We start from the raw sequence: 25,875 nt of genomic DNA on the forward strand, positions 1-25,875 counted from the left end.
GCAAGGAGCTCGGTGTTTCGTGGCAATCGGGAAGCGATCATGAAGCGATCAGGATCGCGCCGCAGCCCGTCCTGTCGCCGGCATGGCTGACCCGCTTGCCATTGTGGGTTCGCTGGCCGGTCGCGATGATCGGATAGACACCGCCACACTTCGGACACTCGACGCCGTGTCCATCGAGTGCAACCGGGATGCCCATGTGCATGAGGTCTGTCGCGGCCTCGATGACCGTGCCGTCGTGCGTCGTCTTGTCTGCGAGCCGGATCATCGGCTGGCCGTTGCCGTTCTTCATCGGTCATCCCCTGTTATGTGCGAACGACAGTATCGGGAGCGGGGCAACCAGGAGCATTCGGAATTGGATGAATTTTTAGCCTATGTAGGCAATTTGTTTGATTTGTCGGGCGAACGGGATCTCACAGCTTCCAGAAGAAGCATCCCCCATGCGCCGAGGCCCCGGATGAACCTGCCAACAGCGCGCTCGCCGCGATCGTCACTGCGGCGGCGCCTGGTCTGTTCGAGATCACGGCTTACGGGAATCGTTCCTGCGGGCGTTTGTCAGCCGGCTGCACAGTGACATTCTTCGGCACGCGCCGTCCATAGACGACGCGCCCTTCGCTTAGAAGAACCCCAGCGCCTCCGCCTGATAGCTGACCAGCAGACACTTCGTCTGCTGATAGTTCGACAACGCCATCTTGTGTGTTTCGCGCCCGATCCCCGACTGCTTGTAGCCACCGAAGGCAGCATGCGCCGGATACAGGTGATAGCAGTTGGTCCACACGCGTCCCGCCTCGATCTCGCGTCCCCATCTTGTAAGCGCGGGTACCGTCGCGAGTCCACACGCCCGCGCCCAGGCCATAGTACGTGTCGTTCGCGAGTTCGATCGCTTGCTGTTCGTCCTTGAACGTCATCACCGAGGCGACCGGCCCGAAGATCTCCTCCTGGAACACACGCATATCGTTGTTGCCGAACAGCATCGTCGGCTTCACGTAGAAACCCTCGCCGAGGCCGGCGCCAGGGGTTGCGCGCTCGCCGCCGACGAGGCACTGCGCCCCTTCGTCCCGGCCGATGTCGATATACGACAGAATCTTGTCGAGCTGCTGCTGCGATGCCTGCGCACCGATCATCGTTTCGAGGTTCAGCGGATGGCCAGCCTTGATGCGTTCCACCCGGGCGATCGCCTTCTCGATGAAGCGCTCGTAAATCGACTCCTGAACCAGCACGCGCGACGGGCACGTGCACACTTCGCCCTGATTCAGCGCGAACATCGCGAGACCTTCGAGCGCCTTGTCGAGGAACGCGTCGTCGCGATCGAGCACGTCGGCGAAGAAGATGTTCGGGCTCTTGCCGCCGAGTTCGACCGTCGACGGGATCAGGTTGTCCGCGGCTGCGTGCAGGATGCGCTTGCCGACCGGCGTCGAGCCGGTGAACGCGATCTTCGCGATGCGCTTGCTGGTGGCGAGCGCTTCGCCCGCTTCCTTGCCGAAGCCGTTGACGATGTTGATGACCCCGGCGGGGAACAGGTCGCCGATCAGTTCGATCAGCACGAGTATCGAAGCCGGCGTCTGCTCGGCCGGCTTCATCACGACGCAGCAGCCGGCCGCGAGCGCGGGCGCGAGCTTCCATGCGGCCATCAGCAGCGGAAAATTCCACGGGATGATCTGACCGACCACCCCAGCCGGCTCGTGAAAGTGATAAGCGACCGTGTTGTCGTCGATCTCCGAGATGCCGCCTTCCTGCGCGCGGATGCAGCCCGCGAAATAGCGGAAATGATCGACGGCGAGCGGCAGGTCCGCGGCCATCGTTTCGCGCAGCGGCTTGCCGTTGTCGATCGTCTCGGCGACCGCTAGCAGCTTCAGGTTCTTCTCCATGCGCTCGGCCACCGCCAGCAACTGGTTCGCGCGCTCTGTCACCGACGTCTTCGCCCATTTGCGGCGCGCTGCGTGCGCGGCGTCGATGGCGAGGTCGATATCGGCGGCGCTCGAGCGAGGCACGCGACAAAACGGCTGCGCGTTGATCGGCGACACGTTGTCGAAATAGTCGCCGCCGACCGGCGGTACCCACTTGCCGCCGATGTAGTTTTCGTAACGCTGGCGATAGGGATACTCGATGTCGATGCCGAGGGCTTTCAGGTCAAATGGATTCATCACTTGTCTCCGTTTTGTGATGGTGATCGGGTGACTGCGCGGGACCACATCAAGCACGAACCGTACCAATGCATCGAAGTGGGCTATTTCAGGGATTGCGGTGAGCTGCATGGCGGAGGTGTTCCGTTTCGGAACAGTTGCGCGGGCAGCGGGTGTTCAGAAACGCCGCAGATTCGGCCGACGCTGACGCAGATCAAGGATGCGGGCCCGCGCGGGGTTGCCGCAGGCGTCGGGCGGACTGGCAAAGGGAGTATTCTGTTGACACGCATCAAAGCGTCCGGCACGACCCGGGCGCATTCAGGAGGAGACAATGCGCGACGACGTTCATCCGCTCGGCGTGGCGGCGGCTAACCGCTCCAAAGGTTGGCCCGCACCGGCGATCCAGAAAGCCCACGAACGCTCCGAGACGTTCGGCCTGCGCGCATCGATCCGGCCGGATTACGACATCCTGTCCGACAGGGGCCTCGCGCTGAAGCGCGAACAGAACCAGGTGCTGTGCGCGCATGCGATGCCGGTCATGGAGACGCTGCGCGAGCAGATCGTCAACACGCAAAGCATGATCGTGCTGACCAACGCCGAAGGGTTGATCCTGCATTCGATCGGCGACGACGATTTTCTGCATCGCGCGGAAAAAGTGGCGCTGCGGCCTGGCGCGAACTGGGCCGAGGATCGTCAGGGGACCAACGCGATCGGTACCTCGCTGGCCGAGAGGTGTGCGATGGTCGTTCATGGGGACCAGCACTATCTGGCGGCGAACCGCTTCCTGACCTGTTCGAGTGTGCCGATTCTCGATCCGTACGGCGATCTGATCGGCGTGCTCGACGTGACGGGCGACCACCGCAGCTATCACCAGCACACGACGGCACTCGCGAAGATGTCGGTGCAGATGATCGAAAACCATCTGTTCTCGACTGCGTTTCGCGACGTGCTGCAAGTATCTTTCCACGGCCGGCCGGAATTTCTCGGCACGCTGATGGAAGGGATCATTGCGTTTACCGATGATGGGCGCTTTCTGTCCGCGAATCGAAGTGCGCAGTTTCAGTTGGGCTTGTCGCTCGCTGCGTTGCGCGCGCATACGCTATCGTCGCTATTTCAGATCTCGTATGCGCAATTGATCGATCGTTTGACGCATGGCGTCGCGCCGCATCTGATGCTGAATTTGCACAACGGTGCGGTGGTTTGCGCGCGCGGGCAGTTCAGGCGGGCGTCGTTTGGGCTGGGGCGTGGAGCCGTCGATGTGCAGGGTGCAGTCGCACCGCGACCGGTGTGTGCGAATGCGCGTCAACCGGCTGCGGGACTGTCGCGGCTCGGCGATCTCGATACCGGCGATGCTCGTGTGTCCGCACTGATCGCGAAGGTTCGCAAGGTGCTCGGCAAGGATATTCCGATTCTGATCACCGGCGAGACCGGTACCGGCAAGGAGTTGCTCGCGCAGGCGATTCATAACGATTCGCCGCGAGGTGATGGGCCGTTCGTTGCGGTTAATTGTGCTTCGATTCCGGAGTCGCTGATCGAATCTGAGCTATTCGGGTATGAAGAGGGTGCGTTTACCGGCGCGCGGCGTAAAGGGGCGATCGGCAAGCTGATGCAGGCGAATGGAGGCACGCTGTTTCTCGATGAGATCGGGGATATGCCGTATTCGTTGCAGGTGCGGTTGCTGCGTGTTTTGCAGGAGCGGGTTGTGACGCCGCTTGGGGCGACGCGGGCGGTCCCTGTCGATGTCTCCATTATTTGCGCGACCCACCGCAACTTGCGCGAGATGATCGCGCAGAACCAGTTTCGCGAGGATCTTTACTATCGGATCAACGGGCTTGCGGTTCGGTTGCCGGCGTTGCGTGAGCGGAGCGATCTCGCGGTCGTCGTTCAAAAGATGTTGCAGTGGGAATCAGTCGAAAGCGGGGGGCGGCAGGCGCTCAGCGTTGCGGCTGATGTGATGGCGGTGTTCGGGCGACATGCGTGGCGGGGTAACTGTCGGCAACTGGCTAATCTGCTGCGCACTGCGGCGGCGATGGTGGAGGAGGATGGGGTGATTCGGTGGGAGCATTTGCCGGATGATTTTTTGGATGATGTGGGGGGCGCGGGTTGCGGCGATGGCGAGGTTGGACAGGGGGGCTCTGCTGCGTCGGCCGCTTCGAGCTCTTCAGCCATTTCGGCCGGTTCGGCTGCGGATGCCCCTGCTGCTGGCGATGCGTCGCTGCCCGACGGTGCTCGGCTGCAGGATGTTGCCACCTCTGTGGTTGCGATGACGCTGGCGCGCCACGGCGGAAACGTGTCTGCCGCGGCGCGTGCGCTCGGGGTCTCGCGGAACACGATCTATCGCAGGATGCCGGCTGTGCAGCCGGGGCGGGTGGCGGAAAAGGATTGACGCGGGAGTTTGCGCAGGACCAATCGATAATGGCCGCGGTGACCGGCCAGTTTTCCCTATGAGTCGAGTCACATGGGTGACGAAGGCTGCGGCGCCCGATGGCCGCCCGCCCGCCGCGCGCGCCGCGTGATGATCATGGACGTAGCCCCCATTACTTCACGAGCTCCCGCAGACTGTCAACGACCTCCGGGTTAGCCAGCGTGGATACGTCTCCGGGGTCTTGATGGTTTGAAAGTGCTGCGAGCACGCGCCGCATGATCTTGCCCGACCGGGTCTTGGGCATGTCCGGAACAATGACCACCCGGTGCGGCTTCGCGATGGCTCCGATCCGATCGACCACCGAGTCTGTGACCCGCTTTGCAAGCTCCTCCGAAGCTTCCACCCCGGGCTTTAACGAAACATACAGTTCGGGCACTCTGCCCTTGATCTCGTCGGCGACCGGCACGACAGCCGCTTCGACGACTTCGGGGACAAGCAGGGCGGCTGACTCGATTTCTTTGGTACCGAGGCGATGGCCGGCGACGTTGATCACGTCGTCGATGCGACCGAGAATCCGGAAGTAGCCGTCCGCAGCGTCGACAGCACCGTCTCCCGCCATGTAGGGCCAGTCGCGCCAGTCCTTGCTCTTGGGATCCCGGCAGTAGCGGGCATAGTACGTTTTCACGTAGCGCTCCGGGGCCCTCCAGATGGTCTGAAACGCGCCGGGCCACGGATTGAGAATACAGATGTTGCCCGCCTTGCCGGAACCGCTTGCAAGTTCATTACCGGCGTCGTCGTAAATCACCGGATGAATACCAGGTATTCCCGGACCGGCACTGCCGGGCTTCATCTTGTGCAACGCCGGCACCGTGCTGCAAAGGAACCCGCCCGTTTCAGTTTGCCACCACGTGTCGACGATGACGGCCTCCCCCTTCCCGACAGACCGGTGATACCACTTCCAGACTTCGGGCTCGATGGGTTCGCCCACGGTCGTCATGTGCTTGAAGTGATAGCTGTACTTCGCGGGTTCGTCCGGTCCGCTGCGCCGCAGTGCGCGGATCGCAGTCGGCGACGTGTGGAAGATATTGACGCCGAGGTTTTCGGCAATTCGCCAAGGGCGCCCGGCATCGGGGTAGACGGGCACGCCTTCGTACACGACCGACGAGGCCGCGAGCGCGAGCGGGCCGTAGACAATGTAGGAGTGACCGGTAATCCAGCCGATGTCGGCCATGCACCAATACACGTCCTCGGGGTGGATGTCCTGGATGTATTTCGATGTCCAGGCGACGTAGGCGAGGTAGCCTCCAATGGAATGCTGGCACCCCTTGGGGCGGCCCGTGGTACCGCTCGAATACATGAGGAATAGCGGTGCCTCAGCGGGCATCTGCACGGGCTCGACACGTTTGCCGCGGAACGCCTTGAGGGCGTCGTTGACGATGACATCGCGTTCTTCCACGAGCTGCGTCGGACTCGAATACTTGCCCGGATACCGCTGCCAGATCAGAACCTTCTCGGCCTGATGACCCTTCCCGGCAGCTTCGGCGAACGCGGTGTCGGCTTTTTCCTTGTGATCGATCAGCTTGCCGCCACGCCAGTAAGCGTCCATCGTAATCAGCAGACGGCTCTCGGAATCCAGGATGCGGTCGGCGCAGGCCGCGCCGCTGAAGCCGCTAAATACCTGCGAGTGAATCACTCCGAGCCGGGCGCAGGCGAGCATCGTGATGGGCAGCTCCGCCACCATAGGCATATGGAGAGTAACCCGGTCACCGGCTTTTAGACCGCAGAAGTCGCGTAGCATGGCCGCGAACTCGCTTACGCGGACATAAAGTTCCTGGTAGGTGACATGCTGGACCGTCTCGTCCTCGGGCTCTGGCACGAAATGGATCGCGGCCTTGTTCCGGTAGGCGGCGAGGTGACGATCCACGCAGTTGTAGCAGGCATTGATCCGGCCACCGACGAACCAGCGCCAGAACGGAGGATTGCTCGCGTCGAACATCGTGTCCCAGTACCTGTACCAGTCGAGAAGGTCCGCGAATTCCTTGAAGCACTCGGGGAATTTGTCGAGAGAGAAACGTGCGAACACTCCCGCGTCTGTCAGATTGGCTTGGGCGATGAACGAGGCGGGCGGCGGGAAATATTCCTCTTCAGGCCAGTGCACGGCGATTTGCGCCTCGGAAACCTCGGCCGCTTGTTGCTCTGCGGAAGCGCGGCGCGATGACTTGTCTCGTGACATGACAGTTCCTCCTTGCTTCTAGGTGCCCAGCGACACGAGGTGTCCCACGCTACCCGCGGCAGCGCGTCTTTCGACCTGTCTCATGGGTCTGGACACCAGGCGCGACAGTCCGTGCGCTGCATAACGAATTTAAGGCCAGGGCGGATGCAATGCCAAGCAACGTATTCCCTGTCAAAGAGCTGCATCCCGAGGGCCAATGGTGTTAGCGCGACGACGAGCGTTGACTTGCCGGTCGCTCAACCCTGAACTCAATTTTCATTGGGGTTCATCAAACGGGAGAGGCGCCATGGATCTGCTCGTTGAACGTGTCGATGTATGGGCGGCCACAATCGAGGACAGGCCCGGCGGTCTCGCCGAAGTGTTAAGTGTCCTGCGAGATGCCGGAGCGAACCTGCAATTCATCATCTCCCGTCGAACTGCGGAAGCACCCGGGAAGGCGGTCGTGTTTCTCGCGCCGCTTCAGAACGACCGAGAAATTCGTGCCGCCTCGCAGGTGGGGTTCAACGTCCTCCCGAGTCTTCACCCGGTGCGGGTGATGGGCCCCGACCGGCCGGGCATCATTGCAGAGTTGACCCAAAAGTTGGCTACCGGGGGAATCAACCTTCGCGGCGTTTCGGCTGCCGCTATCGGCACACAGTTCGTTGCCTACCTGGCAATGGACGCGCTGTGTGACACGATTCGTGCAATGGAGATTTTGCAGCAGGCGTAGGACGTTGCGCCGCCGCGACCAAAAGGAGTGCTTGCGTGCCGCGCCGGCCGTGGGACGCCATCGCAGCAACGCCCTGACACGTTTATGACGTCGTAAAGCCGGCCAGTGATCACACCCGCCGATAGCGCGAATTGTCAGGGGGTATTCGTTCGAACATCAGAGTTCCTCATCGAACGGCGATCCATCGCCTCGTAACGAGTCCAGTCGGTCCACATTTCTCGACCCACTTAGCTGATACCGGAAAGACTCGATACTCAGACTTGGTCTCCGTCTCCGTGGAGCACCGCAGGCCTGACTGGCCGGCGCGCTTGCTGCACGCCGGCCGACCCGCGCCGAGTGGCTAGGCCGCTCGCGGATGGGCTTGTGCCCAGTCGTGTGTCGGAAGCACGGTGTGTCCGAAGCTTTCGTTGATCACCATCGCCGCCGACGCATAGAACGCCAGTAGAGCGGTAATCAAGCCTACATAGCCGCCGGCCCGCGTGGCAACGCCCATACCTGTCCATGCGCCGATCGCCAACAGCAGAAAAGTGACCCACAGCGAGAGAAACACCAGTTGCACAGACGTACTCGTGTGCAGCGAGCCGATCCACATGTAGAACGTGAAGACCCCCCACACAAACAGATACCAGCCGATGAAGGCCTCAGGCACCTTGGTGCCCAGGAACGCGACAAACAGCGCAAAGGACCACCAGAAGGAGCCGTAACTGAGGAACGCCACCGTGCCTAGCGTATTGCCGCGTGGAAATTCGAGCACGCCCGCGATCATCTGCGCCGTGCCGCCGAAAGCGAACGCTAGCGCCAGCACGAGCCCCAAGGCATCCTTGTCGAACCAGCCGGCGTTCACCATGCTGAGCATCCATGTGGTGAATGCGAATCCAGCGAGCCCGAGCGGCGCCGGGTTGGCTAACTTACTGTTCATAAACCGCCTCCTTGGTGGTTAGCATCTGAGACATATCCGGAGACGATACGAATCCCTCGGTCGCCGCCGAACGCGACCGCGCCATGCTCGCTATCGATGGCCATCAGCGCAATATGCGTTCGGCCCAATTTGTGGCGCCGCCACGTGCAAGCCTGCGCGGTTGAACTTAAGTGTAGGATGCGTTGCGCCGCTCGCCGAATCGGATGGTACTGATCTGGCTGGAGGATGACCGCCAGATAGACGCAGCGTGTCGCTACCCGTATGAACGTGATCGAAAGCGGGTCAATGGCGTTCGAGTGTCGGTTGGGCACTCAAGAGCGGCCTCTTGGCCGGACCCGTGCCAACCGGCCGGATCGGCCATGGGAGGGCCGGGAGTCAATGTGACTCCAGGAAGCCTTGAAGAAAGTGATGGGATTCGACTCGCTCACCGTCGCCCGTTTGGACTCACCTAACACCTGCTTGACCGGGAGCCTCGATTTCAATCGGATCAAGGTGGACGGCGGGTGCTCAGCGGTACCGGCAACGTTCTTGCGCGAAGGCTGCCGATACAGGGATACGAAAGCATGATCCCGCGTGCACATCTCCCAGCGCGGGGGAGATGTGTCTAGCGCGCCGCGATCCCTTGTGCCCCCGGCGGTACGCCGGTGACTGAGCCAAGTGGCTCGAGTGTTCCGTCTGGCATCACGCGAAAGCCACTTACAGCGCCGTTACCTTCACGAACGTAGAGGAATTTGCTGTGACCACTGAGCGCCATGTCAAGGGGAGCGCTGAGTGTGCCTGCAGTCGGATTGAGCAAGCGTACTGTGCCGTCCGCCGCGATCCGCAGACTGCTGATCGAGCCGCTACCGGCATTGGCCGTGTAGGCAAAACGTCCATCGCCCGTGGTGACAAGCCAGCAAGGGGCGCTCTGGCCCAAGGGAATTGCTGCACTGATGGAAGTCAGATGTTTGCTGTCCCTCGACCTCATATGAGGAAACCGAACCAGATCCGGCCTCGGAGACGATCGCATAACCCCGGGTCGTGATGGAAAAGCCGAACGGCGTGACGCCGTTTGACGCATGGGGGGTTGGAGTCTTCGAGGCGTAACCGGTGAAGCCGACATAATACGTGTCAATGAGTTGTGTGCCCTTTTCGGTCACGAGCAGTTCGTTGCCTTCCGGCGCAAACTTCACTTGCGCGGGCTGGGCGGAGTTTCCGCCGGCAAGTGGTCGTTGTGAGCCTGGTAATGGAACGAGACGCTTGCCAAACGCGTCGACGATAAAGCCATTGATGTTCGGTGTGCCTCCGGCATTAAGCACATACGCGATGGGCCCCTTCACGGTCACGCTGACGGGCATTTGACCACCCGATGGTTTTCTGTCGAGCAGCGTCAGTTTGCTGCCGTCGACCGCGAACAGCGAAACATCATTGCTGCCGGCATTCACGGCGAACAGAAAGCCCCCTTGCAACGTCAGCGAACCCTGCGAGCCTAGCGGATCGGTTCCTGTGCCTGCTCCTTGGCCGCCGGTTGAGTACGTGGCTTCGTAGGTGAGTATTCCGTTGGCAGCCCGCGAATAGACAAGAACCGAGTTCCCGGACGGCTGGTTTGACAGAACGTAAACCGCTCCTGGCGGATCGACCTCCGAATCGGCTTGCGCAATGCTGATTGAAGCGAATCCTAACGCCGTCGCGAACGCGATGGTTCGCAATAGAAACGTTAAACGGCACGTGAAAAATGACATGGCGTACTCCTTGCGTGGGCGACGAGCGAACGGGTGACGTCGGATGGGCGAGTGGGCAGAGCAGGTAGCTGTACGTTACGTCCTTGATAAATTGGGCTACAGGCAGACCTGCAAGAGCGTTACCCAGTTCGCGAGCTGTTTCATTACTTCACCCCTTGTCGCGTTTACTACACGGGGGTTAAGGAGGTCGAACAGGGAACATCGGGCAGCGGTGGATTGGTCGGGAGCCGGGTCGCGACTATTCGGCGTCGTACATCTCCGTTCGGCTTGACTGCGGCTCTCGCGGACCTGAGTCAAGGGCGGTTTTCGTTGGACGTACAGCCGTTCGCCGCCCCTCGTTTGTATATAGTCCATCTGGGCCGCTTGACCATGAACATTTTTTGACGGTGCTCCCGATGCCGTTGAATCCCGGCAAAGGTATGACTGATCCGCCAGTAAGTGCTGCCAATGGACTACCTTCGGCCTTGACTTGAAAAGCCCTTCGGGGCGAACAGATTGACGATGGCCTCCTGTAGGGGCAGCAGGGGGACATTCGTCAACGTGGATTGAGTGACTCGAAGGGGTCGCGTGCCGCCAATCGCTGCCGGCCTGCAGCCGGGGAACGAGCGACACTCGCCCGCGCCGGGGCAGTACACTACCGGTCTCGGCAAAAGCCAGGTAATCCCATCCACGTCAGACAGTCCATGGACTACTTCGCCGCAGTACGGGCCTTCGTTTGCGCAGCGGAACTGCAGAGCTTCAGCAAGACGGCCAATGCACTGTCAGTCAAGATCTCGACTGTCTCCCGCTACGTCAGCGAACTCGAAAGAGATCTGGGCATCGCCCTATTCAACCGGTCGACGCGCGGCCTCGTCCTGACAGAAGGCGGCCGGCTGTTTCGTGAACACGCCTTGTTAGCGTTGCAAGCACTCGATGACGCGCGCGAAGTGACGTCGTCGCTAAATCGCACGCCACAAGGCGTGCTGCGCGTGACAATGCCACCGGCATTCGGCCGCCTGCACATCGTGCCGCATCTGCCGGCCTTCATGGCGCGCTATCCTGATATCGACCTCGACATCGTCTCTACGGACGAAACGCTCAACATGATCGATGCGGGCATTGATGTGGCGATCCGTACCGGCGTGCTGCCCGATTCGTCATTGATGGCGAGGCGCCTGGCACCGCATCGTCGTATCGTCTGTGGCAGCCCGGCGTATTTCGCGCGTAGCGGCACGCCGCGTGTGCCTGGCGATCTGGCCGCGCGCGATGCGCTTCGCGTGTCCCTGGTTCCGGACGACAAATGGTATTTCACGCTGGTCACCGCGGACGCGCGGGCGTCGCAAGAACAGGAACAGGTGCTGGTAGAGTTGCAGGGGCGCTTACGCGCTGACGACTCCGAAGCCGTGCTCGCGCTCGCCGTGGCCGGTTGTGGCGTGGCGCTCCTGCCGACATGGCTCGCCTCTACGGCCCTGCGCGGAGGACGCTTGCAGCACGTGCTACCGGAATGGGAAGCACGCACCGGACGAGCCGAACCCGCGGTCTGGGCGGTCTACCCACCGAAGAAGATCGTCTCGTCGAAGGTGCGCGCCTTCGTGGATTTCTATGCCGAGGCGTTTGGCGAGCCGCCGTACTGGGACGACGGACTCGCACTGGAGCGTCAGCCTTGATGGGCGAAGCGGATGTCTAGCGTGCGCAGGTAAGTCTGCAAGCCTGCATCCTGGATCGGAATCACATAGGCGTTTTCGTTCGTTTCGTTGAAATGCGCATGCCAGTGTCCCGGCGGCGTGACGAATGCCATCCCCGTTTTCCAATCGACGCGGGTCGGGTTCACGATATTGCCATCCCTGTCCAGTTCCGTTCCGACCAGCGTATAGACACCCGGCTTGCCGCTGGCGATGAAGTCGAGTGCAATCGACTGGTGCCGGTGCGGCTTCTGCACCGAGTTGGGCGGCACGATGCCGAACATCGCCCACAACACATGCGTGACCGTGCGCGTCTGCGGAAAGTTGGTGTTGCCCATTAGTACGCTGATGCGGTTGCGACGACCCGCGTTCGCTTGTTCCGCGACCGCGCGCAGTGCTGCCTGCGCCTCGGCGGCCGGATAGCGTGTCGGCGCAAAGCGCGCATGTACTCCGGTGGTACCAAGATAGGTGAGCAGCGGCGCGTCATTGACGTAATAGAGCGTGGCCGTCGCAGCAGCGGACAGCACCGTGGCATGGCCGCCCGGGAACGTGAAGAAATCGCCCATCGAAAAGGGGAAGCTCGTTTCGGACTGCTGCACGCTACCCGCTCCGCTAATGACGTAGCAGACCTGCGAGGTCGCATTGGGATCGAGTGTCAACGCGTCGCCCGCATTGATGCGCAGGAAGTTGGCGCTCAAGCCGGGACCGGTCGCGGGACCTGGGCAGCCCAACTCCGCAGAAAGGTCAAGCGGCACGACTCGGGTTGCGCCGTCTGCATAAAGCGAAGGCGAGAAGCTGCAGAACGGCACACGCGAGATGAGCTTCGCACCAATCGGATTGGCGGACGAAGTGTATTCGAAGTATTGCGCGTCTTCCGTGGCGACATTCGGTTTGGTGAGAAGCGCGGGGGATGTCCTGGTCAGCATGGTTTTGCTCCTTTTGAGTTTTGAGGGGGCTTCGCGCGGTTCCATTTGTGAGGATCCGCATCCGAAGGCTGACCTGACTTTAGGCGCGGGGCGTTGGCGCCGGAAGTGCCGGACATCGAAATCACCTTTGCGCAAAAGGAACACCGTGCCACGACGGTTTCGAGGCGCGGCGGGTTGTTCGTGCCGGGCCGCTAGGCAGTTCATCATCGGCCAAGGTTCGGCCAGGAGGCAATGTTCAACGAGGTTGTGTTGAGGGGCCGAAATCGTACCGAAGGACGTTTGATTTCGGACTCTGATCGACCGCTTCACGCCCTGAGGCGGTCCGTCAAGCTTTTAGAAGGGGGAAGCATGAGGTTTGCAAGAAGGGGCGAGCCTCGCTTCCTCAATGCGTTTAGATAGACGCTTTCGTCGTATCGTGTCCCAGTCTGCCAGCAGCGGTAGAGGATGCGTATCCATTTCAACACCAGCCATTTCTCTTGAGGCCGGTCTAGCGGCGTAAGCACTCATGCTGGCAGGCCGTCCTGTTCATGGATTTAGGGATTTCCCAGGCAGCCACAGGCCTCGGTAAACCAGAGATCCGGGCCCGACGACATCGGTTCGACATGTTGTTAAGTGCCGCGCTAACAGGACCTTTCAAGCCGCCTCTGGTGCCATCGCGAGAATATGCCCGGCACGATCAATTCGATGCTGATGTGACATGGCTTAGCTCCCTAAGCATTGGAAACGTTTCGGGTCTTAACGTTTCCTTCAGATCGGTCTAGTACGATCTTGTGCAACATGGGTTTCACCGTATTCGACCACATGCTGTGCATCCCGTCGCGTTGGTACGTTGACGGCAGTTCCTTCTGCTGGCGGTTTACGCATCGAGGCGCCAATTGAAGTATCGGAAGGTTTGAATAGATCCGGGGCGGACTGAAGTTGCCTTCAATCGTCGCCACCATGATCCATGGCGATCATGGTGCGGGCCGCGATCGTCGTTCACGTTGCGTCTTAAAGTAACTGCAGAAAGCTAGTTACGCGAACCTTTCGCCACACTGCTGCGCGAGGGCGAAAATGAGATCGATGACTTCTGGAATCAGGGTGACAGGGAGACGGTGCGGAGCCGCCGCAATCACGGCGTTCACTTTTTCGGGCGCATATGCCGGCGGGATCGATCATGAAGTCGCGCTGGATCAGAGCGGCATATGGAACCGCAATGTTCAGCTCGCACTTGAATACGCCGTGATAGCCACGACGGCGGGTGGGGCTCTGTGGCTTGGGAACGACAACGAACTGGGCCATACATTCTGGCAATCGGCCGACGCTACGGCGATATCGGCGGTCGCTGCCCAAGGCATGAAGTATGCGTTCGGTCGCCAGCGGCCCAGCGCTGGCCAGGGACCGAACCAATGGTTCAGCGGCGGAAAGAGTTTTCCCAGTGGTGAAGTCACCCTTCAGGCGAGTTTCGTAACGCCGTTCATCGTCAACTATGGTCGGCGTGATCCGTGGGTTTGGGCACTCGAGGTGTTGCCGCTCTATGATTCGATCGCACGCGTGAAAAGCCAGGCGCATTGGCAGACCGACGTCCTCGCCGGTTGGGCGCTGGGCACGGCGGTAGGATACTTGAGCACGACGTGGCAGACACCCCTGTTCGTGCAGATTCTCCCGCCACGGTTTAACGGTAGGCTTCGCGAAGCGGTTCTAGGTCTGGTTGCGAAACGCACGTGACTGGTGTGCAGCGGGCGGCGCGGCGACGTCCTGACCTCGTTTGAACAACGCTCCGTAAGTTCGACGCGCAGAGTTTGCTCGCAACCACCCGTATCCAGCATCGCGAACCGTCATCGCGATGGAATGGCCGTTTGAATCCGCCCTCCAAACCTGACGATTTCACCACGTTGCGTCGAAGGACCGAAAGGGGGCGACAGTACGCATTCGCTCGCAGCGAGTGCGACATTCGCCAACTCCGATATGCAAATGTCGGAAATGCGACTTGGAGCGGCCTCACAAACCCCGACAGCCGAACGTCGGGTATGGCCGATGAGAAGCGACCGCCATCCCTCAGATTTAATGGCTGCTTCCTGGGTGCAGTGGAAGCCTGAGTGTCCGAGCTGGTTACGGAAGATTGATTGTTGGCCGATCACCACAGGTGCCGCTGCTCGTGTACGGCTATAGCTTTCGGTTGGGAGCTCACACGCGAGGCACTAACCCGAGTCATTGCTCCAAATGCCAACGCGCCCAACACTGGGGGGGACGCTTTTGAAGTAAGTCGAGCGAAGCTCGCCCGCCAATTTGACACCGACTGATTTTGCGTCTGCTTCACTAAGGTCATATAAACCCGACCTCGTCGGTGGCATTCCGCGAAGGCGGGCAATCACTCTTTCTGCAACATTCAGCAGCGACTCCAATCACTTATTAACCATCCTCGCCGGCGCACTAATAGCAAGCAAACCGCCCAGCACCATGAACGCCGCCAACATATACATCCCCGAATCGTTCGCCGCGGTAACCTCCTTCAACCACCCCACAGCATAAGGACTAAGGAAACCGGCAAGGTTGCCAATCGAATTGATCATCGCAATCCCGGCAGCGGCGCCGGTGCCTGCCAGAATCGCCGTAGGCAAACTCCAAAACAACGGCAGTGTAGTGAGGATGCCCATGGTAGCCAGCGTCAACCCAGTCATGGCAAGCAGGGTGTTATGCGCCCAAACGACGGAAAGCACGAGCCCCACAGCACCAAGAAACGCCGGCAACGCAATATGCCATCTCCGTTCCCTCGACCGATCCGCACTCCGCGCCACAAACACCATCGCCACAACAGCCGCCGCAAACGGCACCGCCGATAGCAGCCCAATCAAAAACGCATCGGTAACGCCGGTCGATTTGATAATCGTCGGCAACCAGAAGCTCACCCCATAAAGCCCCATCACAAACGAGAAGTACGTGAGGCTCAACATCAACACCCGCCCGCTAGTGAGTACCTGCCGAATCGGCATATCGTGCTTGGTCGCTTCCTCAGCCGACACCTGACTCTCAAGCAACTGCTGCTCTTCCCGGGTCAGCCACTTAGCCTTCGAAATCCGATCATCGAGCATCACGAATACGATGATCCCAACCAGCACCGACGGCACCCCCTCGAGCAGAAACAGCCACTGCCACCCGTGCCACCCGTTCACGCCGTTGAAGTTCTTCAGGATGTACCCAGACACCGGCCCACCAATCACCCCCGACAACGCAATCGCCGTCATAAACCAGGTCGTCATCCGTCCACGCCGATGCGCCGGATACCAGTAGGTGAGATACAAAATAATCCCAGGAAAGAAACCCGCCTCTGCAAGCCCGAGCAAAAAGCGCATCACATAAAACATCGTCGGCGTGGTGACTAACATCGTCAGCATGGATATCACGCCCCACGAAATCATGATCCGCGCGATCCAGACACGCGCGCCGACCTTATGCAGGATCACGTTGCTCGGCACTTCGAAGATGAAATAGCCGATGAAGAAAATCCCCGCGCCGAAGCCATACACCGCATCGCTCAAGCCAAGATCGGTGCTCATCCCCAGCTTCGCGAAGCCGACGTTCACACGGTCCAGATAGGCAACGATGTAGCAGAGCATCAATAGCGGCGCGAGCCGCCAGGTAACCTTGCGATAAGTCGCCTCTTCGAACGTCGAAGGCGGCGCGCCAGCGCCGGGATGGTGGAGCGGATTTGCAGGACTAGCCATGACTATGTCTCCTCATTTTTATGGAATTGAAGTGCCGCCGCCGCACGATTCTATCCGCGCCAGGTCTTTTGCAGGACGAATCGATATTGGGGGAAAACACTGACCGCGCACGCAGTGCGTGCGCAGCGCTTCATCTACCGCTACACGCAGCGCCCCCCATCCACTTCGAGACACACGCCGGTAATAAACTCCGCCTCATCCGAAGCCAGATACAGCGCCGCATTCGCAATATCCTGCGGCGTCGAAAACCGCCCGAGAGGAATCCCTGCCAGGAACTTCTGCCGGTTCTGCGGCGTATCCTCGACCCCCATGAACTCGGACAACAGCGCGGTCTCACCGATCACCGGATTCACGCAGTTCACGCGAATCCGCTCCGGCCCCAGCTCGACGGCGAGCGACTTGCTAGCGACGATCACCGCGCCCTTGCTGCCGTTGTACCAGACGAGCCCGGGCCGCGGCCGCACGCCCGCCGTCGACGCGATATTGATGAAGCTGCCGCCGCCTTGCTCGCGAAAATACGGCACGAACTCCTGCACGCTCCAGTAGATGCTCTTCACGTTCACCGCATAGACGCGGTCGAACTCGGCCTCGGTCACCTCGAGTACCGGCTTGTTGCGATGCGTGGTGCCCGCGTTGTTGACGACGATCTGCACGCTGCCGAAGTCTTCCAGCGCGGCCTCGCGCAGCGTGCGCCAGTCGTCGCGTTGCGCGACGTTGCCGGGGACCGCGATCGCCTTGCCGCCCGCAATCGCGATCTCACTCGCGACGCGCTCGGCGGCCGGGCCGTTGAGGTCGTTGACCACGACGTTCGCGCCTTCGCGCGCAAAGGTCTTTGCGATGCCTTCGCCGAAACCCGAACCGCCGCCCGTGACGATGGCCGTTTTACCTGTCAACCGCATGATGTCTCCGTTGTTTGTGATGGATAGAGCGATGCGTTGTTGCGTGTAACGTGCTGCTCGCGCCGATCGCGAGCGAGCCCTACGGCACCCGCTAGCCGTGCCGGATCGCGATCGTCTTCAGCACCGTAAAGCCATACAGCGCCTCGAAGCCTTTCTCGCGACCATGTCCCGAATGCTTGACGCCGCCGAACGGCAATTCGACGCCGCCGCCCGCGCCATAGTTGTTGATGAATACCTGGCCCGAGCGCACGCGTCGGGCGAGGCGCATCTGGCGCGCGCCATCGCGTGTCCAGATGCCGGCGACGAGCCCGAACCGCGTGCCGTTCGCGAGCGCGAGCGCTTCGGCTTCGTCGCGGAACGACATCGCGGCGAGCACCGGACCGAACACTTCGTCGCGCGCGAGGCGGTGGCTCGCGGGCACGTCGCGCAGCAAGGTCGGGGCCTGATAGAAGCCGCTTTCAGGCGCTTCGGGAATCACCTCGCCGTGCGCGGCCATCGCGATGCCGTCGTGTTGCGCGTCCGACAGAAAGTCCCACACGCGTTGCTGCTGTTTCGCGCTGATCAGCGGTCCGCAGTCGAGGTCGGCATTCGACGGCCCGACGCGCAACGCCTGAAAGGCGCTGCTGAGTCTGTCGAGCAGCGGCTCGTAAATCGCCTGCTCGATCAGCACGCGACTGCCCGCCGAGCAGGTTTGCCCGGCGTTCTGCACGATCGCGGAGATCAGCACCGGCAGCGCGGCGTCGAGATCGGCGTCGGCGAACACGATTTGCGGCGACTTGCCGCCGAGTTCGAGCGTGACCGGCACGTGGTTTTCGGCGGCCATCTGCGTGACGAGCTTGCCGGTTTCGGGCGAGCCCGTGAAGGAGATGTGATCGATGCCCGGATGACGCGCGAGCGCGGCGCCCGCTTCGTGTCCATAGCCGGTCACGATGTTCAGCGCACCGGCCGGCAAGCCGGCCTCGGCGGCGAGCTCTGCGACGCGCAGCACGGAAAGGCACGCGTCCTCGGCCGGTTTGACGACGCATGCATTGCCGGTCGCGAGCGCCGCGCCGACGCTGCGCCCGAAGATCTGCATCGGGTAATTCCACGGCACGATGTGGCCGGTCACGCCGTGCGGCTCGCGGATCGTCAGCACCGTGTAGCCGGATTGGTAAGGCAGGGTTTCGCCGTGCAGCTTGTCGGCCGCGCCGGCGTAGAACTCGAAGTAGCGGGTCAGGGCGGCGGCGTCGGCGCGCGCCTGCCTGAGCGGTTTGCCGGTGTCGCGCGCTTCGAGCCGTGCAAGGTCTTCCTGGCGCGCTGCCACCAGCAGCGACAGCCGGTACAGCACGCGGCCGCGCTCGGCGGCGCTCAGCGCGCCCCATGCGCCGTCGAACGCTGCGCGTGCGGCGTGCACGGCGGTGTCTATATCGGCCTCGGTGCCGCGCGCGATGCGCGTGAACGGCTGGCCGTCCGAGGGATCGAGTACGGCGATCGATTCGCCGCCGGAAGCGGCGCACCACTCGCCGCCGATGAAATGCCGTGCTTCTTCCATGCATGCTCCTTGATGACGTGCGGCCGGCGTGCGGCGGCGCGGGTTCGAAGGGGAGACACAAAACGGTAGAGACGCGAAGCGAGACGCCAGCCGATTATCGCGCCGATCCGACCGCGGATGCCACCTGCCGATTGGCTATAATGGCGCATTCCGTACGGTCCGGTGCGCGGCCCCGTCGTTCGGGGCGAGAGGGTTTCAGTGCCCGACGTTCGCGGTTCGCACACAGTTCGCACCGCATCCGCAGCCCGCGCGCCGTTCGCCGCCTTCCGATTTCCATCCCCTTCAGAGAGCGCTCATGAGCTTCAATCACGTTCCCGCAGGCAAAGACCTTCCGCACGATTTCAACGTCATCATCGAAATCCCGGCGCAAAGCGACCCGGTGAAGTACGAAGCCGACAAGGACCTGGGCCTGCTCGTCGTCGACCGTTTCATCGGCACCGGCATGCGCTATCCGGCCAACTACGGCTTCATTCCGCAGACGCTGTCGGGCGACGGCGACCCGGTCGACGTGCTGGTGATCACGCCGTTCCCGCTGCTGGCAGGCTCGGTCGTGCGTGCCCGCGCGCTCGGCATGCTGCAGATGACTGATGAGTCCGGTGTCGACGCGAAGCTGATCGCCGTGCCGCACGACAAGATCTGCCCGATGACGGCGAACCTGAAGTCGGTCGACGACGTGCCCGCTTACCTGAAGGACCAGATCAAGCACTTCTTCGAGCAATACAAGGCGCTCGAGAAGGGCAAGTGGGTCAAGGTCGAAGGCTGGGCCGACGTCGATGCCGCCCACAAGGAAATCAGCGAAGGCGTGGCGAACTACAAGAAGTAAGCGCGCCGCGGTTCATCCGCTTGCTGCATGCAGTACGAAAACCGCGCGAGTCCGCAAGGACCGCGCGGTTTTTTCATCTGATTTGCGCGGCATTCGACTACCGTGCAACAAGCGCCGCGATCTTCGTCTGGCACGTGCCGTCTCGCGCGCATAACCTGAATGCATCGCTCCGATGAACGGAACGCATTTTTATATTTAGGTGTAAACCCTTATCATTCGCCGCACGACCTCGCGCGCGAACTCACGGCATCAACGCGCGTTTCCATCACTTCAAGAACCACGGTCCGGATGATGAACCGCAGCAAGCCCCACTCGACATCGCCGCGCTGGTCGACCCGGCTGCATTCGGTCGTCACCGCGATCTATCGCAAGCGGCCGGTCTGGATGGTGTCGTTCGCGGCGAGCGAGGCGAATCTGTCGGAGGGCTTGAGGGCGGCGTGCGCATCGACGGCGATGCTCGCGCTCGGCAACGTGCTGCACGATCCGGTGTTTGCGTGGGCGGCGATCGGCGCGTTCTGGACCTGCCTCGCCGATGCCGCCGGCTCGAACCGCGCGCGCTTCATGTCGATGATGAGCTTCGCGCTGCTGTCGACGCTGTGCGGCGGCATGACCGCGTTCGCGTCCGCCTCGGGTGCCGCGTGGGCCGCGCTCGCGGTGCTCGCGTTCACGACGCTCGGCGCGTTCGGCCGCATCTGGGGCGCGGCCACGTCGCAGGTGACGATCCTCGCGGCGACCGCCTGCGTCGTGATGGTCGATCGGCCGATGCACGACGCGCGCGCGGGTGTCGCGTTTCTCGGCGTCTATCTGGTCGGCTGTCTGTTCGCGATCGTGCTGAGCTTGACCGTGTGGCGCATTCATCCATTCGGCGCGAGCCGCGCGTCGTTGCGCGCCGTGTATCTGCGCCTCGCCGATGTCGCGTTCGACAGCGCGCGGCTTGTCGGCGGACGTGCCGCGCCGCGCGAATGGGCCACGCATGCCGCGCGCTTTCGCGCCGATGCGCGCGCGTCGCTCGAACGTTCGCGCGATGCGCTCGCGAACGTGCCCGCATCGAAGGCGGGCGGGGCGGCCGTCTACGACACGTTGCTCGGCCTGCTGACCGATGGCGAAGCGCTGTTCGCGTATCTGATCGCGGTGTCGGGCGCGGGCGCGAAAGTGCCCGACGATTCGCGCCGCACGCAACGCGCGGTGCGCTCGCTCAATGCGATCGGCGAAGTGCTCAGCGACATCGGCAGCGCGACCGGCGACGCGCGCTGGGAACGTCTCGCGGACCTGCAGGCGCGTCTGCGGCGTCTCGCGCATCGGCTCGAAAGCGCGTTGCTCGAACCGGTGAAGCTGCAATCCGGTTTCGAGCTCGTCGATTTCGCGCCGCGTGAGGTGCACGTCGAGCCGTGGAGCGCGTGCGTCGCGCGTTATACGGCGCGCGCGTGGTCGACGCTGAAGGCCAACCTGTCGTGGCAGTCGGTCGGCTTGCGCCATGCGGCGCGTGTCGGCGTGACGACGACGGCGGGCTTCGTCGTGATTCGCGCGCTCGGTCTGCCGTTCGGCTATTGGGCCACGATGGCCACGCTGCTGATCCTGCAGCCGTCGATCGCCGCGACCTGGCCGCGCAGCATCGAACGCGCGACGGGCAGTATCGTCGGCGGCGTGCTCGCGGCGGCGATCGGCTATGCGATTCATTCGCCGCTCGGCATCTCGCTCGCGGTGTTCCCGCTGGTGATGGCGACGATGGCGCTGCGCCCCGTCAGTTACAGCCTGTTCGTGCTGTTCCTGACGCCGAGCTTCGTGCTGGTCGCCGACTTCGCGACGCCGGGCGCCAACGAGTTGGCGTTCGCGCTGACGCGGCTCGGCAACAACGTGCTCGGCTGCGCGCTCGCGCTGCTCGCGACGTTCCTTCTATGGCCGACGCGCGAGAAGCTCGATGTGCGCGTCTATCTCGGCGACGCGGTGCGCGCGAATCTCGCGTATCTGCGCGCGTCGCTCGACGCGCCTCGGCATGGCGGCAAGGAGATCGAGCAATTGCGCCGCGCCGCGGGCCTCACCAGCAACAACGCGGAGGAAGCGCTCGGCCGCGTGCGGCTCGAAAAGCTCGAGGACTCGATGGCCGATACGGTCACGCTGACGGTGCTGAGCCTGCTGCGACGGATGGCCGGCACCGCGACGCAGCTGCGCCTCACCGCGAACCGTCGCGACCTGCATAGCGAACTCGACGAATGGGTCGAGGCGATCAGCGCGGCGATCGAGGCCGCGCTGAATCGCACGTTACGGCCGGTGCGGCTCGAGTTACCCGCTCGTGAGCAATTGACGTCGCTGGAAGCAGATGTGGTGGGCGAGCTGGCGCGGGTGCATCGGCTGCTGACGGAGAGGATGCGGGAGGCGAGGGGGTAGCACGACTCAGCCGTCGGAACGCTCGCCGTCTTCCGCGACATCATTCACCGCTGCAACCGGCAACACCGACTGCAGCGTGAACGCCCCGGCCGCCAGCGCCCGTTTATCGGCCGCCGTGAGCCGCTTGACCCAATACTCGGCGCTCGACGCGCTCGACCGGTCCGCCAGCTCGAACGACGCCAGCACCCGCACCGGCTTGCGCGAGCGCGTATAACGCGCGCCCGTGCCGCTCAGATGTTTGTCGAAGCGAGCAGCGACATCGGTCGCGATGCCGGTATAGACGCTGCCGTCCGAGCATTCGAGCAGATAGAGAAACCACGCCATAACCGCGCTTCTAGCCTTTGAACGGATTGTGTTCGCGCAGCTCGTCCACGTAAGCGTGGATGCTGTTTTTTTCGTTATCGAGAAAATGGCCGACCGCATCGGCGAACGCCGGATGCGCGAGCCAATGCGTCGAGCGCGTGACCGTGGGCAGAAAGCCGCGCGCCATCTTGTGCTCGCCCTGCGCGCCGCCTTCGAATGCGCCGAGCTTTTCTTCGATGCAGAATTCGAGCGGCTGATAGTACGCGGTTTCGAAGTGCAGGCACGGCACGTGTTCGAGCGCGCCCCAGTAGCGGCCATACAAGGTGCCGCCGGTTTTCTCGTCGCGCTGATAGACGACGAGCGAGCTCGCGATCGGCTTGCCTTCATATTCGGCGATCACGAGCAGCAGATTCTCCGGCATCGACGCGCCGATCATCCGGAAGAAATCGAGGTTCAGATACGGACTCGAAAAATGCTCGCGATAGGTTTGCCGATAGCACTTGCTGAAGAAGCGCCAGTCGGCATCCTCGATGTCTGCGCCGCGGATCCTTCGCATCGTGATGCCGGCCTCGTGCACCTTGCGCCGTTCGGCGCGGATGTTCTTGCGCTTCTTCTGTTCGAGCGTCGACAGAAAGTCTTCGAAGTCGCGATAGCCGTCGTTGAGCCAGTGAAACTGCACGCCTTCGCGCTGCATCATGCCGATATCGGTGAGCGCGTCCGCTTCGCTCTGCGTCGGAAACAGCACATGCAGCGACGACACCTCGGCCTGCTCGGCGAACGCCATCAACGTGGCCGCGAGATGACGCAACGCATGCTCGTTCGCCGACAGCAGCCGGTTGCCCTGTACCGGCGTGAAGGGCACCGCGCACAGCAGCTTCGGGTAATAGGGCAGGCCGTTGCGCTTGTACGCGTCGGCCCAGGCCCAGTCGAACACGTACTCGCCGTACGAGTGTCCCTTCAGATAGACGGGCGCCGCCGCCGCGAGCATGCCCGTGCGCGCGTCGGTCAGCGTGACGAATTGCGGCGCCCAACCTGTGTCGGGAACCGCGCATTGCGTCGCGTTGAGCGCGCTCAGAAACTCGTGCCGCAAAAACGGCGTGGGCTGCGCCTGCGCGGCGAGGAGGGCGTTCCACTCGGCGGCGTCCACCTCGGAGGGCGAGGCCAGAATGCCCGTGCGATAATCGATACGTTGCTGGTTCAATCTGAGTGACTGTATGCAATGACCGGCGCGGCGCTCTGAAACTGAAGCTGCCACGTCGTTCGTTGAGTTCGTTTATCCGGTTTGTTCAATCCCGTCGAGCCATCGAGCCGCGGTACCGCGAGCCGTGAAGGCTTGCCTGTCGATCCTGCCATGAAGACCCGAATCGCTCTTGCTCAAATCAATGTCACCGTCGGCGACTTCGCCGGCAACGTCGCGAAGATCGTCGCCGCCGCGCGCGCCGCGCACAGCGATGGTGCGAAGCTGCTGGTCGCGCCTGAACTCGCGCTGTCGGGTTATCCGCCCGAAGACCTGCTGCTGCGCCCCGCGTTCTACACCGCGAGCGCGGCCGCGTTGGCCGATCTCGCTGAACAGTTGAAGCCGTTCACCGGTCTGCATGTGATCGTCGGCCATCCGCTGCGCGACGGGTCGGACAACCTCGCGCACCGCCCGGCGAACGGCCATGGTAATGCAAACGCGCCGATCGAGCGCGGCGTGCCGCCAGTCGATACGTTCAATGCGGCATCGCTGATCGTCGACGGCGAAGTGAAGGGCACCTATCGCAAGCAGGATCTGCCGAACACCGAAGTGTTCGACGAGAAACGCTACTTCGCCTCCGACCCGCAGCCGTTCGTGTTCGAACTCGACGGCGTCAAGTACGGGGTCGTGATCTGCGAGGACGCGTGGCATGCGTCGGCCGCGCAGATGGCAAAGGCCGCGGGCGCGCAGGTGCTGCTGATTCCGAACGGCTCGCCGTACCACCTGAACAAGGAAGCGGTGCGCTTCGACATCCTGCGCGCGCGCATTCGCGAAACCGGTATTCCGATGGTCTACGTGAACATGGTCGGCGGCCAGGACGAACTCGTGTTCGATGGCGGTTCGTTCGTGCTCGGCGCGCGGGGCGAACTCGTCGCGAAGCTCGCGCAGTTCGAGGAAGCCACGGCTGTCGTCGAGTTCGACGCTGGCACGCCGCTGCCGGCCGCGATCGCGCCGGAGCAGTCGATCGAAGCGCAGGTCTACGCGGCGCTCGTGATGGGTGTGCGCGACTACATCGGCAAGAACGGTTTTCCTGGTGCTTTGATCGGTCTGTCGGGCGGCGTCGATTCGGCGCTCGTGCTGGCCGTTGCATGCGATGCGCTCGGCGCCGACAAGGTGCGCGCGGTGATGATGCCGTCGCGCTACACGGCCGATATCTCGACCAGCGACGCCGCCGAGATGGCGCGCCGCGTCGGCGTGCGCTACGACGAGATCGCGATCGCGCCGATGTTCGACGCGTTCCGCGGCTCGCTCGCCGAAGAGTTCGCGGGCCGCGCCGAAGATGCGACCGAAGAGAACATTCAGGCGCGCATTCGCGGCACGCTGCTGATGGCGCTGTCGAACAAGTTCGGCTCGATCGTGCTGACCACCGGCAACAAGAGCGAGATGGCGGTCGGCTATTGCACGCTGTACGGCGACATGGCCGGCGGCTTCGCGGTGATCAAGGACATCGCGAAGACGCTCGTGTACCGGCTGTGCCGCTATCGCAACGCGGCCACCACGTTTGCGACGCGCGACGTGATTCCCGAGCGGATTCTGACGCGCGCGCCGTCCGCTGAGCTGCGCGAGAACCAGACCGACCAGGACAGCCTGCCCGAATACGAAGTACTCGACGCGATCATGCGCATGTATATGGAGGAGGACCGTTCGCTCGCGGAGATCATCGCGGCGGGTTATCAGGTCGACGACGTGAAGCGCGTCACGCGCCTGATCAAGATCAACGAGTACAAGCGCCGTCAGGCGCCGATCGGCATTCGCGTCACGCATCGCGCGTTCGGCCGCGACTGGCGTTATCCGATCACGTCGCGCTACACCGAACCGGTGGAGTGAAAGACGGCACCCGCGCGCGGATGCCGCAATGCATCCGGCGCGGCGTAGAATAAAAATCATCCTTTTCCTTTCCACTCTTCCCATCAAGAGACGAGGTTCGCCATGAAGCGCATCACCGCAGTCATCAAACCGTTCAAACTCGACGAAGTGCGCGAGGCCCTCGCGGAAGTCGGCCTCACCGGCCTGACCGTTACCGAGGTCAAGGGGTTCGGCCGCCAGAAAGGGCATACCGAGCTCTATCGTGGTGCGGAATACGTGGTCGACTTTCTGCCGAAAGTGAAGATCGAAGTCGTGGTCGCGGACAGCCAGTGCGATCAGGTCATCGACGCGATCATCGGCGCGGCGCGTACCGGCAAGATCGGCGACGGCAAGATCTTCGTCGCGGACGTCGAGCGCGTCATCCGTATCCGTACCGGCGAAGAGAACGAAGCAGCGGTATAAGCCGACGCAATCACGCACCGGCCCGGTGCGCGCAACGGCAAAAACCGTGCGCCGAATAAAAAACGGTGCAA

18 protein-coding genes and 1 pseudogene are annotated in these 25,875 nt (G+C 62.4%); 8 read left to right on the plus strand and 11 right to left on the minus strand.

The genetic code is table 11. The features are described 5' to 3' along the window. Positions 1-37: 37 nt before the first annotated feature. Together OKW40_RS20930 and OKW40_RS20935 are read right to left on the minus strand one after the other, a co-directional pair. Positions 38-289 carry a PAAR domain-containing protein gene (locus OKW40_RS20930; protein ID WP_429335929.1) on the minus strand — a complete coding sequence of 84 codons (252 nt, stop codon included), beginning with the start codon at positions 287-289 and terminating at the stop codon, positions 38-40. A 324-nt stretch (positions 290-613) separates the two neighbouring features. Then, positions 614-2,141, minus strand: a pseudogene (locus OKW40_RS20935) (aldehyde dehydrogenase family protein). A 310-nt stretch (positions 2,142-2,451) separates the two neighbouring features. Here OKW40_RS20935 and OKW40_RS20940 point away from each other — a divergent pair. Continuing rightward, positions 2,452-4,506 carry a sigma-54-dependent Fis family transcriptional regulator gene (locus OKW40_RS20940; RefSeq protein ID WP_429491322.1) on the plus strand — a complete coding sequence of 685 codons (2,055 nt, stop codon included), beginning with the start codon at positions 2,452-2,454 and terminating at the stop codon, positions 4,504-4,506. A 151-nt stretch (positions 4,507-4,657) separates the two neighbouring features. Here the strand turns inward: OKW40_RS20940 and acs are convergent, their stop codons facing one another. After that, positions 4,658-6,718 carry an acetate--CoA ligase gene (gene acs, locus OKW40_RS20945; protein ID WP_429356791.1) on the minus strand — a complete coding sequence of 687 codons (2,061 nt, stop codon included), beginning with the start codon at positions 6,716-6,718 and terminating at the stop codon, positions 4,658-4,660. 286 nt (positions 6,719-7,004) lie between these two features. On the opposite strand from acs, the gene OKW40_RS20950 reads away from it, so the two are divergent. Next, positions 7,005-7,427: an ACT domain-containing protein gene (locus OKW40_RS20950; protein ID WP_429491324.1), complete on the plus strand. Its 423-nt coding sequence runs from the start codon at positions 7,005-7,007 to the stop codon at positions 7,425-7,427. Between the two features lie 340 nt (positions 7,428-7,767). On the opposite strand, the gene OKW40_RS20955 is transcribed toward OKW40_RS20950, so the two are convergent. Both OKW40_RS20955 and OKW40_RS20960 read right to left on the minus strand, forming a co-directional pair. Further along, on the minus strand, positions 7,768-8,346 hold the full coding sequence (locus tag OKW40_RS20955; RefSeq protein WP_184059554.1) for an acetate uptake transporter: 579 nt from the start codon (positions 8,344-8,346) through the stop codon (positions 7,768-7,770). Positions 8,347-9,188: 842 nt separating this feature from the next. Next, the gene (locus tag OKW40_RS20960; protein ID WP_429491326.1) at positions 9,189-10,067 is read right to left on the minus strand and encodes a hypothetical protein; all 879 of its coding nucleotides are present in this window, start codon (positions 10,065-10,067) and stop codon (positions 9,189-9,191) included. A gap of 683 nt (positions 10,068-10,750) precedes the next feature. Here OKW40_RS20960 and OKW40_RS20965 point away from each other — a divergent pair. Next, positions 10,751-11,713 carry a LysR substrate-binding domain-containing protein gene (locus tag OKW40_RS20965; protein WP_429491328.1) on the plus strand — a complete coding sequence of 321 codons (963 nt, stop codon included), beginning with the start codon at positions 10,751-10,753 and terminating at the stop codon, positions 11,711-11,713. Here OKW40_RS20965 and OKW40_RS20970 read toward each other — a convergent pair. Continuing rightward, entirely contained in the window at positions 11,704-12,654 is a 951-nt protein-coding gene (locus OKW40_RS20970) for a cupin domain-containing protein (RefSeq protein ID WP_429408461.1), read from the minus strand. The two genes, OKW40_RS20965 and OKW40_RS20970, sit on opposite strands and share 10 nt — an antisense overlap. 1,062 nt (positions 12,655-13,716) lie before the next feature. On the opposite strand from OKW40_RS20970, the gene OKW40_RS20975 reads away from it, so the two are divergent. After that, on the plus strand, positions 13,717-14,361 hold the full coding sequence (locus OKW40_RS20975) for a phosphatase PAP2 family protein (RefSeq protein WP_429491330.1): 645 nt from the start codon (positions 13,717-13,719) through the stop codon (positions 14,359-14,361). A gap of 677 nt (positions 14,362-15,038) precedes the next feature. Here the strand turns inward: OKW40_RS20975 and OKW40_RS20980 are convergent. The 3 genes from OKW40_RS20980 to OKW40_RS20990 form a co-directional block, all read right to left on the minus strand. After that, on the minus strand, positions 15,039-16,358 hold the full coding sequence (locus OKW40_RS20980; protein ID WP_184059550.1) for an MFS transporter: 1,320 nt from the start codon (positions 16,356-16,358) through the stop codon (positions 15,039-15,041). A 140-nt stretch (positions 16,359-16,498) separates the two neighbouring features. Continuing rightward, on the minus strand, positions 16,499-17,257 hold the full coding sequence (locus tag OKW40_RS20985; RefSeq protein WP_090803537.1) for an SDR family oxidoreductase: 759 nt from the start codon (positions 17,255-17,257) through the stop codon (positions 16,499-16,501). A 91-nt stretch (positions 17,258-17,348) separates the two neighbouring features. After that, the gene (locus OKW40_RS20990) at positions 17,349-18,788 is read right to left on the minus strand and encodes an aldehyde dehydrogenase family protein (RefSeq protein WP_429407056.1); all 1,440 of its coding nucleotides are present in this window, start codon (positions 18,786-18,788) and stop codon (positions 17,349-17,351) included. Between the two features lie 295 nt (positions 18,789-19,083). Between OKW40_RS20990 and ppa the strand changes: the two genes are divergently transcribed. Together ppa and OKW40_RS21000 are read left to right on the plus strand one after the other, a co-directional pair. Next, on the plus strand, positions 19,084-19,611 hold the full coding sequence (gene ppa, locus OKW40_RS20995) for an inorganic diphosphatase (protein ID WP_129958864.1): 528 nt from the start codon (positions 19,084-19,086) through the stop codon (positions 19,609-19,611). 288 nt (positions 19,612-19,899) lie between these two features. Continuing rightward, on the plus strand, positions 19,900-21,996 hold the full coding sequence (locus OKW40_RS21000; protein WP_429491332.1) for an FUSC family protein: 2,097 nt from the start codon (positions 19,900-19,902) through the stop codon (positions 21,994-21,996). A 6-nt stretch (positions 21,997-22,002) separates the two neighbouring features. Here OKW40_RS21000 and OKW40_RS21005 read toward each other — a convergent pair whose 3' ends face one another. Then, a complete protein-coding gene (locus OKW40_RS21005; RefSeq protein WP_429356798.1) occupies positions 22,003-22,320 on the minus strand; it encodes a GIY-YIG nuclease family protein in 318 nt (105 codons plus the stop codon). Between the two features lie 10 nt (positions 22,321-22,330). Then, complete coding sequence (locus OKW40_RS21010) at positions 22,331-23,500, minus strand: GNAT family N-acetyltransferase (protein ID WP_429362085.1); 1,170 nt, start codon at positions 23,498-23,500, stop codon at positions 22,331-22,333. Positions 23,501-23,650: 150 nt separating this feature from the next. Between OKW40_RS21010 and OKW40_RS21015 the strand changes: the two genes are divergently transcribed. Together OKW40_RS21015 and glnK are read left to right on the plus strand one after the other, a co-directional pair. Continuing rightward, a complete protein-coding gene (locus OKW40_RS21015; protein ID WP_429491334.1) occupies positions 23,651-25,363 on the plus strand; it encodes an NAD+ synthase in 1,713 nt (570 codons plus the stop codon). Between the two features lie 102 nt (positions 25,364-25,465). Next, complete coding sequence (glnK, locus tag OKW40_RS21020; RefSeq protein WP_013088783.1) at positions 25,466-25,804, plus strand: P-II family nitrogen regulator; 339 nt, start codon at positions 25,466-25,468, stop codon at positions 25,802-25,804. Positions 25,805-25,875: the final 71 nt, after the last annotated feature.

This window comes from Paraburkholderia sp. RAU6.4a (genome assembly GCF_050435625.1).
In the GTDB taxonomy this organism is placed as follows: Bacteria; Pseudomonadota; Gammaproteobacteria; order Burkholderiales; family Burkholderiaceae; genus Paraburkholderia; species Paraburkholderia tuberum.

Bases quoted from the DNA above. Each gene is read 5' to 3' on its own strand.
- OKW40_RS20960 (WP_429491326.1), bottom strand. From the start codon at position 10,067: ATGTCATTTTTCACGTGCCGTTTAACGTTTCTATTGCGAACCATCGCG.
- ppa (WP_129958864.1), top strand. From the start codon at position 19,084: ATGAGCTTCAATCACGTTCCCGCAGGCAAAGACCTTCCGCACGATTTC.
- OKW40_RS21000 (WP_429491332.1), top strand. From the start codon at position 19,900: ATGATGAACCGCAGCAAGCCCCACTCGACATCGCCGCGCTGGTCGACC.
- acs (WP_429356791.1), bottom strand. From the start codon at position 6,718: ATGTCACGAGACAAGTCATCGCGCCGCGCTTCCGCAGAGCAACAAGCG.
- OKW40_RS20965 (WP_429491328.1), top strand. From the start codon at position 10,751: ATGGACTACTTCGCCGCAGTACGGGCCTTCGTTTGCGCAGCGGAACTG.
- OKW40_RS20980 (WP_184059550.1), bottom strand. From the start codon at position 16,358: ATGGCTAGTCCTGCAAATCCGCTCCACCATCCCGGCGCTGGCGCGCCG.
- OKW40_RS20950 (WP_429491324.1), top strand. From the start codon at position 7,005: ATGGATCTGCTCGTTGAACGTGTCGATGTATGGGCGGCCACAATCGAG.
- glnK (WP_013088783.1), top strand. From the start codon at position 25,466: ATGAAGCGCATCACCGCAGTCATCAAACCGTTCAAACTCGACGAAGTG.
- OKW40_RS20990 (WP_429407056.1), bottom strand. From the start codon at position 18,788: ATGGAAGAAGCACGGCATTTCATCGGCGGCGAGTGGTGCGCCGCTTCC.
- OKW40_RS20970 (WP_429408461.1), bottom strand. From the start codon at position 12,654: ATGCTGACCAGGACATCCCCCGCGCTTCTCACCAAACCGAATGTCGCC.
- OKW40_RS20940 (WP_429491322.1), top strand. From the start codon at position 2,452: ATGCGCGACGACGTTCATCCGCTCGGCGTGGCGGCGGCTAACCGCTCC.
- OKW40_RS20975 (WP_429491330.1), top strand. From the start codon at position 13,717: ATGACTTCTGGAATCAGGGTGACAGGGAGACGGTGCGGAGCCGCCGCA.
- OKW40_RS20955 (WP_184059554.1), bottom strand. From the start codon at position 8,346: ATGAACAGTAAGTTAGCCAACCCGGCGCCGCTCGGGCTCGCTGGATTC.
- OKW40_RS21015 (WP_429491334.1), top strand. From the start codon at position 23,651: ATGAAGACCCGAATCGCTCTTGCTCAAATCAATGTCACCGTCGGCGAC.
- OKW40_RS20930 (WP_429335929.1), bottom strand. From the start codon at position 289: ATGAAGAACGGCAACGGCCAGCCGATGATCCGGCTCGCAGACAAGACG.
- OKW40_RS20985 (WP_090803537.1), bottom strand. From the start codon at position 17,257: ATGCGGTTGACAGGTAAAACGGCCATCGTCACGGGCGGCGGTTCGGGT.
- OKW40_RS21005 (WP_429356798.1), bottom strand. From the start codon at position 22,320: ATGGCGTGGTTTCTCTATCTGCTCGAATGCTCGGACGGCAGCGTCTAT.